The following is a 6,011-nucleotide window of genomic DNA, read 5'->3' on the forward strand; positions in this document are numbered from 1 at the left end:
TTTATGTGTCAACATATCAGCTATGTACACTGGTTTAGGAAAATTGTCTATTCAATCTGAAAAATGGCGTTCTGGGGTTGTCATGTTCTTAAATGTAAAGTTTTGTTACGAGATTCAACATTTCTGGACTGTAGCATATAAGGTTACAAGATTTTGTGAACAATTATTAACGAGTAATTTTCCACGAAGCCATGCGGGTTCTGGGTTTTCGATACCTGTCACCGAGTGGTTAACCACCGCCCCGATTTTTTTGTAGTATGCTTCCTACTAGAAAGTTATGAGTAAGAAAATCTCTGTGTTCTTTGTGCCTTTGTGGTTCTTTCTTGCCCTTTTTGGTAATCTTCACTGCTGCCAGTAATTTACTCCCCCAATGGTCTTGGATTATCGTTAGTCCTGTGGATTTTCAATGTTTCGGGCCGCATGAAGTACCGCAATAACATCGATTTGCTCAGGCTTGATATAATAAATTATGCGATAAGAACCCTCGATAACTTCTCGGATCTGCTCAGTTTCAAACTCCGGAACAAGACGACCCGAAAAGGGAAAATTAGCGATCTGTTCTGAGCGTCTGGTCAATTTTTCCACCAGTCTTTGAGCATATTGAGGGGAGTTTTGTGATATGTAGTTGTAGATGGATGATAAATGATTAACGGCGGTTTCTGTCCAGAAAACTTTCATGGCTCTAGCTTGAACTTAGTGCGTACTTCTGCCACAGAAATAACCTTTTCCGCCTCACTATCGGCTAATCCGGCTTCAATTGCCTGTCTCACATAAATCTCATACATCAAATCATCCCATGTAGAATTATCTGGCAATTTATCGATTAAATTTCTTGCTTTTTGTTTAATGTTTTTTATTTCCATAATGGTTTCCAAAATGACTCCTGACAGTTTACATTATAGCAAGATAGGCTCCTAGAGATGGTGTATTCTAAAACCACCGCTAACGCTCAGAATATCCAAAAAGGCTTTTCCCTCTCGATGTCCTCAACGAAACCTCAACCCGTGATTGGTGTTATTTGGTGGATAAATGCTGTTATTGGCATGGAGAGGGTTGAGGACGGGCAGTAAAACTGTAGCAGATAAGGTATTGGGTTAGCAATCAAGCTATAATTAGCCAATGAACAAAAAACAGCGAAAAACCTATAAAGAACTAAAAAGATACCAAATTAAAGCTCTTCGTGAATTTTTAATTAAAGCAGGAGTAAATTAATGCAATACAAAGGCTATGAAGCTGTGATTGAATACGATGAAAACGATCGCTTATTTTTTGGTCGTGTCATCAACATAGAAGATATTATCGTTTTTGATGGTCTTTCCGTTGATGAACTAGAACCAGCTTTTAAAACCGTGATTGAACAATACTTAACGGATTGCCAAACCCTGAATAAAAACCCTAATCAACCGACTTATTCCTTATCTTCCCATGAGCGGTGAATAGATAGCTTTATGAGAAAAAGGACGAGGAGTCAAGCTTACAGCCCGGAGCAACATATTTACTCTCGTCGCCGCTTAATTCACACGCAGCGGCGCGGAAACTTGCTCAACATTCATTGCTGTATGTAACAATACAGGAGGAGTTTATCTCAGGAGTTCCACAGTGATTAGAGAGCTAGACCGTATTACTGTTAATCCACAAATATGTCTTGGACAGCCAACGATTCGAGGAATGCGTATCACTGTAGGATTTGTTTTGAAACTGTTGGCTAGTCAGTTATCTATTCAGGAAATCTTAGAGGCTTATCCAGAGTTGGAGGAGGAAGATATTCGTCAGGCTCTTAATTATGTAGCTTGGGCTGTATCCGATTATATCTTTAGCTTCACTTCAGCAGCCGTAACGCACCGCTAACTTTAATGATGGTGGGTTATATAATTTAAAATTGTGAGGTAAATCATGCAACTAAAACTAACAAAAATATTCCAGAAAGTTCCCGAAGGCTATATTGGTTTTGTCGAAGAATTGCCAGGAGCTAATACTCAAGGAGAGACTCTAGAAGAAACTAGAAGCAATTTAGAAGAAGCAATTGAGCTAGTTTTAGAAGCTAATCGTATGTTAGCTGAAGAGCAACTGCAAGGACAAGAAGTGATTCGAGAGTCTGTTACTTTCTGGGCTGCATGAAACGCATAAACTTAATTCGTCATTTAGAAAATTATGGCTGTGAATTCTTAAGAGAAGGCGGCAATCATACGATTTATGTAAATCGTGTCCATCAGAAATCTTCAGCTATTCCGCGCCATCGTGAAATCAATGAATTCTTGACGCGAAAAATTTGTCGAGATTTACAAATACCAGAACCATGAGTGCGACTCCTGTTAAGCTGCTGTAGAGTGTAGGGTGCGTGTTTGCGGCTACTAATTTGGATAATAAAATAAAACTAACAATCCGCCGTAACGCACCAATTTTATTACTATTAATTAAACATAATAAATTACATTGAATTTACCTATGTATCATCCCCTGTAGAATTAAGTAGGGAGACACAATTATTTGTAAGTAGTCATGCAAAATAAATTTCCTAGTGAAGACAGGCAAGAAGCAATAGGCAATAGGCAAAAGCTTGATCGAAATGTGTAATTAATTTTGCTTAGGTACTTATCTATTTCCGTAATGGTCAATTCTTTAAAGGGAGTCTCTAGTCGCAGGTATGGACAAGCTGGTTATCCTAAACCGTAGGGGAAAGACGCTCTTTGGTCGCCCAGTTATTTCGTCTCTTCTGTAGGAGGTGCGCCACTGGAAGTTCTTAAGTCTTATATCAAAGATCAGGAAAAGCCGTCGTAAAACGACGGGGTTTTAACCCAAATTTTCGATAAGCGAGGAAAAACCTAACCAGAAGAATTTTTAGGTGAATCCTAATTGAGATGGGAGTCTTTGGGAATAACATCCAAACCGAGGAGAACCTTTTGAGTATTGGACATATCGCCGATAATTCTTTGTAGGGGTGGGGGAAGTTGTTTGACTAAAGTAGGAGTTACGAGAATTTTATCCTGTTCCGCTAATTGCGGCTGTTCGAGAACATCAATTATTTCTACCGTATAAAGATCGGATAACTCCTCGCGACAGATACGAAAAATATTGGCGATCGCCCTCTGGGATTTACTTGAATCACCCATAATGTAGAGTTTGAGAAGATATTGACTCATGATTGCGTGTTATTGAACAGTTTAATGTTGCTCAGACCGATATAGTATTTACGATAGAAAGAGACGAGATAACCCATCAATTCCAAGACCATGAGACGACCTTCGCTAACGTAGGCCTGCGCTTTGGCCAGGGTGACATCCTGATTTTTTTTGCGTAGGGTGGTGGTATGAATATCCACCACATCGCGAGGACTAGCTTTTAAGAATCCTAACTTATTGGCCAAGCTTCGCAGTCGTTCCGATAGATTATGTTCGACTTTGTATGCTTGTTCTTCTAAAGCTAAATCTAATAACTCTCCGTAATTTTCGACTAATTCTTGAAAAATATCGGGGATACTCTGCCTTATTGCCTCAGAACCGAACATTTTCGCCGTGATGCTAGTTTGTCCTCCCTTGATTAACTGTTCCAGTTCGCGAAATTCCTCTTCCTGTTGTTGATGTTTAAGATTGAGGATATATTGCTGACGCTCGATCGCCACACGAATTTGATAGACTAAAAGACTACTATCGATATTATTTAACTGAATATAACCGTCAGCACCCAGTTGAAAGGCTTTAACGACTAATTTCTCATCATTGCTAGTAGTTTGAACCACTATCGGTATATCAGAGGCTAATTCTCTGGTTTTGACTAGAATATTTAAGCCGGGGGGGACAGAGATTTCCAAGCTTAAGAGGATGATATCAAATTTCTCCCCTGCCAGTTTTTCGGCAGTTTCCTCTAGATCCTGAGCTTGGGTGAGGGTAAAAGTCAACCCCCCGGCCAAGGAACATTGGGGGGCCTTTAACAGCAATCTCTGGATTAATTTAACAGTTGTCGGCTCATCCTCTATCAATAAAATCCTACAGAGATCCCTAGTCATTGTTAATCGATCGCTAAAATTATCTTTTTTTCCCCTACTTTCATAGTACGCCCATCTTTGGGAAACGCAAGGACAAAATCACCATCTAAGTAGGGAGGCACAATTATTTGTAGGATGGGTTAGCGGTAGCGTAACATAATCGGGCGTTGGGTTTCATGCTTCAACCCAACCTACGTTCATCTTATATTTAATTCCACCCACCTACTTAGCACCCGCTATCTTGAAGTCTTATATAGACTAAGCTGAAATCACAGGCACTCAAAGCGGTTAACCTACGAGCAAAAAGACTATTGTGAAGCATCACTTAAAAATTGACGATCAAGTTTACTGCCATTGAGCGTGAATGCGTGGATGGAGTAAACGCTCGACCGGTTGACCGTTTTTTAAATGTTCCTCGACAATCTGATTGACATCCTCTGGTTTAACACGACAGTACCAAGTTTCTTCAGGAATAATCCTAACCGTGGGGCTAGTGCTACACTGTCCTTGACAACCACTGGTCATAACGATGACATCTTCTGGGAGAGCTGCCGTTTGCCAAGCTAAAAGAAGCTCGGACGCACCCTGTACCAAACAGGAAGAATGCTGACAGACCATCACAAATCGCTTTTGGGGATAAGACATATTACCTAAAAAGTTGCAAAATTGGATAGTTCCCTGGTTATATTCTTGGGGGTCGCTTTGGGGAAGCATATTTTTATTTTGCCCCGAATCCCCGATACTGGCAACACAAAAAAAGGGGCTGAAAATTAACCATCAATCTTTAAAATAGAGTTCGGAGAAAAATTTAGTCAATCGAGAGGGTAAAAGTGGCATTCGCTAGTCATTGGATCATGTTAGGTTTATTACTGGGTTTTGCTGTCGCCCATAGCGGATTAGCCAGTTTACGAATGCGGGGAGAAGCTATCATCGGCGCGCGACTGTATCGGGTATTATTTGCCCTTGTGAGTATCCCTCTAGCCGTGATTTTAGTAGTTTATTTCTTCAATCATCGTTATGATGGTTTGCTTCTCTGGCAAGTACAGGGAGTGACTGGAGTTAAAACCCTAGTTTGGGTACTTTCGGCCATTTCTTTTTTCTTTCTCTATCCTGCCACCTTTAACCTGCTGGAGATCGCCGCTATCCAAAAACCCCAGGTTCATCTCTACGAAACCGGCATCCTGCGCGTTACCCGTCATCCCCAGATGGTAGGACAGGTGATCTGGTGTATTGCTCACACCCTCTGGTTAGGGACAAGCTTTACCCTATTAACTTCCCTGGGTTTAATTGCTCATCATCTTTTTGCCGTTTGGCATGGCGATCGCCGCTTAGAAGACCGTTACGGAGAGGCATTTTTAAAGATCAAAGAACGCACCTCGGTGGTCCCCTTTTTAGCGATTATCGATGGTCGGCAAAGCCTAAAATGGCAAGAATTCCTTCGTCCTGCCTATCTAGGAGTAACAGGGTTTATTCTACTCCTCTGGTGGGGGCATCCTTGGCTAATGCAAGCAACAAGTAAAATTTATTGGTGATTTTGCTCCCAACCCCTTTCTTATTGATCCCGACTGGTGTAAGATGGTTTCTATATCAAAATTAAGTTTTCATAAAATCGGTTTAGACATGATGCTATCTGTCAACGAAAAGAGCTTCCCTAAGCTAGTTTTAGAGTCTTCTCGTCCGGTCCTCGTGTATTTTTGGGCTCCTTGGTGTGGTTTGTGTCGTTTAATCCAACCCACCCTCTTTTCTTGGCAAAATGACTGTCAAGATGCGATTCAATTAGTCGGTGTCAATGCCGATGATAATTTTAAATTGGCTAATAGTTTTCGTCTGCGTAGTCTGCCTACTTTAATTCTCTTCGATCAAGGTGTTCCGGTTCACCGTCTGGAGGAAATTCACAGTCGCGAGGAATTACAACAAACCCTGCGACTAATAGTCAAAAATCAAGTCCCGCGTTCAGCTTAAGTAGCTGGTTATAATTAAATTGAAGATATATTTTGGGTTCGATCCCCCCTTAATCCCCCCTTAATCC

At 41.0% G+C, this 6,011-nt stretch carries 13 protein-coding genes and 1 pseudogene; 9 read left to right on the forward strand and 5 right to left on the reverse strand.

What is annotated here, in order from left to right; genetic code table 11:
* Positions 1–256, forward strand: a 256-nt coding sequence (locus IQ242_RS26225; RefSeq protein ID WP_228021004.1) for a hypothetical protein, incomplete at its 5' end; no start/stop codon positions are given.
* 131 nt (positions 257–387) lie between these two features.
* On the opposite strand, the gene IQ242_RS14445 is transcribed toward IQ242_RS26225, so the two are convergent.
* Together IQ242_RS14445 and IQ242_RS14450 are read right to left on the reverse strand one after the other, a co-directional pair.
* Positions 388–678, reverse strand: a complete 291-nt coding sequence (locus tag IQ242_RS14445) for a type II toxin-antitoxin system RelE/ParE family toxin (protein ID WP_193960443.1) — start codon at positions 676–678, stop codon at positions 388–390.
* Positions 675–863 carry a hypothetical protein gene (locus tag IQ242_RS14450; protein ID WP_002762197.1) on the reverse strand — a complete coding sequence of 63 codons (189 nt, stop codon included), beginning with the start codon at positions 861–863 and terminating at the stop codon, positions 675–677. Before IQ242_RS14450 ends, IQ242_RS14445 begins: the two co-directional genes overlap by 4 nt.
* A 57-nt stretch (positions 864–920) precedes the next feature.
* Here IQ242_RS14450 and IQ242_RS14455 point away from each other — a divergent pair, with 57 nt between their 5' ends.
* The 6 genes and pseudogenes from IQ242_RS14455 to IQ242_RS14480 all read left to right on the forward strand — a co-directional run.
* A complete protein-coding gene (locus tag IQ242_RS14455; RefSeq protein WP_193960444.1) occupies positions 921–1,070 on the forward strand; it encodes a hypothetical protein in 150 nt (49 codons plus the stop codon).
* A gap of 141 nt (positions 1,071–1,211) precedes the next feature.
* A complete protein-coding gene (locus tag IQ242_RS14460; protein WP_193960445.1) occupies positions 1,212–1,436 on the forward strand; it encodes a type II toxin-antitoxin system HicB family antitoxin in 225 nt (74 codons plus the stop codon).
* Positions 1,437–1,599: 163 nt separating this feature from the next.
* Positions 1,600–1,848, forward strand: a complete 249-nt coding sequence (locus IQ242_RS14465) for a DUF433 domain-containing protein (RefSeq protein WP_193960446.1) — start codon at positions 1,600–1,602, stop codon at positions 1,846–1,848.
* A gap of 45 nt (positions 1,849–1,893) precedes the next feature.
* Positions 1,894–2,118, forward strand: coding sequence for a type II toxin-antitoxin system HicB family antitoxin (locus IQ242_RS14470; RefSeq protein WP_002770935.1), 225 nt, complete (start codon positions 1,894–1,896; stop codon positions 2,116–2,118).
* Positions 2,115–2,300 carry a type II toxin-antitoxin system HicA family toxin gene (locus IQ242_RS14475; RefSeq protein WP_149107617.1) on the forward strand — a complete coding sequence of 62 codons (186 nt, stop codon included), beginning with the start codon at positions 2,115–2,117 and terminating at the stop codon, positions 2,298–2,300. The genes IQ242_RS14470 and IQ242_RS14475 overlap by 4 nt, the downstream gene beginning before the upstream one ends.
* A gap of 292 nt (positions 2,301–2,592) precedes the next feature.
* Positions 2,593–2,778: pseudogene (locus IQ242_RS14480) on the forward strand (transposase); the annotation flags it as partial.
* Positions 2,779–2,849: 71 nt separating this feature from the next.
* Here IQ242_RS14480 and IQ242_RS14485 read toward each other — a convergent pair.
* The 3 genes from IQ242_RS14485 to IQ242_RS14495 form a co-directional block, all read right to left on the reverse strand.
* On the reverse strand, positions 2,850–3,140 hold the full coding sequence (locus IQ242_RS14485; RefSeq protein ID WP_002752661.1) for a circadian clock KaiB family protein: 291 nt from the start codon (positions 3,138–3,140) through the stop codon (positions 2,850–2,852).
* Positions 3,137–4,003: a response regulator transcription factor gene (locus IQ242_RS14490; protein ID WP_193960447.1), complete on the reverse strand. Its 867-nt coding sequence runs from the start codon at positions 4,001–4,003 to the stop codon at positions 3,137–3,139. Before IQ242_RS14490 ends, IQ242_RS14485 begins: the two co-directional genes overlap by 4 nt.
* Before the next feature lie 324 nt (positions 4,004–4,327).
* The gene (locus tag IQ242_RS14495; RefSeq protein ID WP_002786792.1) at positions 4,328–4,627 is read right to left on the reverse strand and encodes a ferredoxin; all 300 of its coding nucleotides are present in this window, start codon (positions 4,625–4,627) and stop codon (positions 4,328–4,330) included.
* Between the two features lie 185 nt (positions 4,628–4,812).
* Between IQ242_RS14495 and IQ242_RS14500 the strand changes: the two genes are divergently transcribed.
* Both IQ242_RS14500 and IQ242_RS14505 read left to right on the forward strand, forming a co-directional pair.
* Positions 4,813–5,514 (forward strand): NnrU family protein, encoded by a 702-nt coding sequence (locus IQ242_RS14500; RefSeq protein ID WP_002786787.1) that lies wholly within the window; start codon positions 4,813–4,815, stop codon positions 5,512–5,514.
* Positions 5,515–5,602: 88 nt separating this feature from the next.
* The gene (locus IQ242_RS14505; RefSeq protein WP_193960448.1) at positions 5,603–5,944 is read left to right on the forward strand and encodes a co-chaperone YbbN; all 342 of its coding nucleotides are present in this window, start codon (positions 5,603–5,605) and stop codon (positions 5,942–5,944) included.
* Positions 5,945–6,011 lie beyond the last annotated feature (67 nt).

It is taken from the genome of Microcystis sp. LEGE 08355, assembly GCF_015207185.1.
Lineage (GTDB): Bacteria > Cyanobacteriota > Cyanobacteriia > Cyanobacteriales > Microcystaceae > Microcystis > Microcystis panniformis.

Bases quoted from the DNA above. Each gene is read 5' to 3' on its own strand.
- IQ242_RS14445 (WP_193960443.1), bottom strand. From the start codon at position 678: ATGAAAGTTTTCTGGACAGAAACCGCCGTTAATCATTTATCATCCATC.
- IQ242_RS14450 (WP_002762197.1), bottom strand. From the start codon at position 863: ATGGAAATAAAAAACATTAAACAAAAAGCAAGAAATTTAATCGATAAA.
- IQ242_RS14455 (WP_193960444.1), top strand. From the start codon at position 921: ATGGTGTATTCTAAAACCACCGCTAACGCTCAGAATATCCAAAAAGGC.
- IQ242_RS14460 (WP_193960445.1), top strand. From the start codon at position 1,212: ATGCAATACAAAGGCTATGAAGCTGTGATTGAATACGATGAAAACGAT.
- IQ242_RS14470 (WP_002770935.1), top strand. From the start codon at position 1,894: ATGCAACTAAAACTAACAAAAATATTCCAGAAAGTTCCCGAAGGCTAT.
- IQ242_RS14475 (WP_149107617.1), top strand. From the start codon at position 2,115: ATGAAACGCATAAACTTAATTCGTCATTTAGAAAATTATGGCTGTGAA.
- IQ242_RS14485 (WP_002752661.1), bottom strand. From the start codon at position 3,140: ATGAGTCAATATCTTCTCAAACTCTACATTATGGGTGATTCAAGTAAA.
- IQ242_RS14490 (WP_193960447.1), bottom strand. From the start codon at position 4,003: ATGACTAGGGATCTCTGTAGGATTTTATTGATAGAGGATGAGCCGACA.
- IQ242_RS14495 (WP_002786792.1), bottom strand. From the start codon at position 4,627: ATGTCTTATCCCCAAAAGCGATTTGTGATGGTCTGTCAGCATTCTTCC.
- IQ242_RS14505 (WP_193960448.1), top strand. From the start codon at position 5,603: ATGATGCTATCTGTCAACGAAAAGAGCTTCCCTAAGCTAGTTTTAGAG.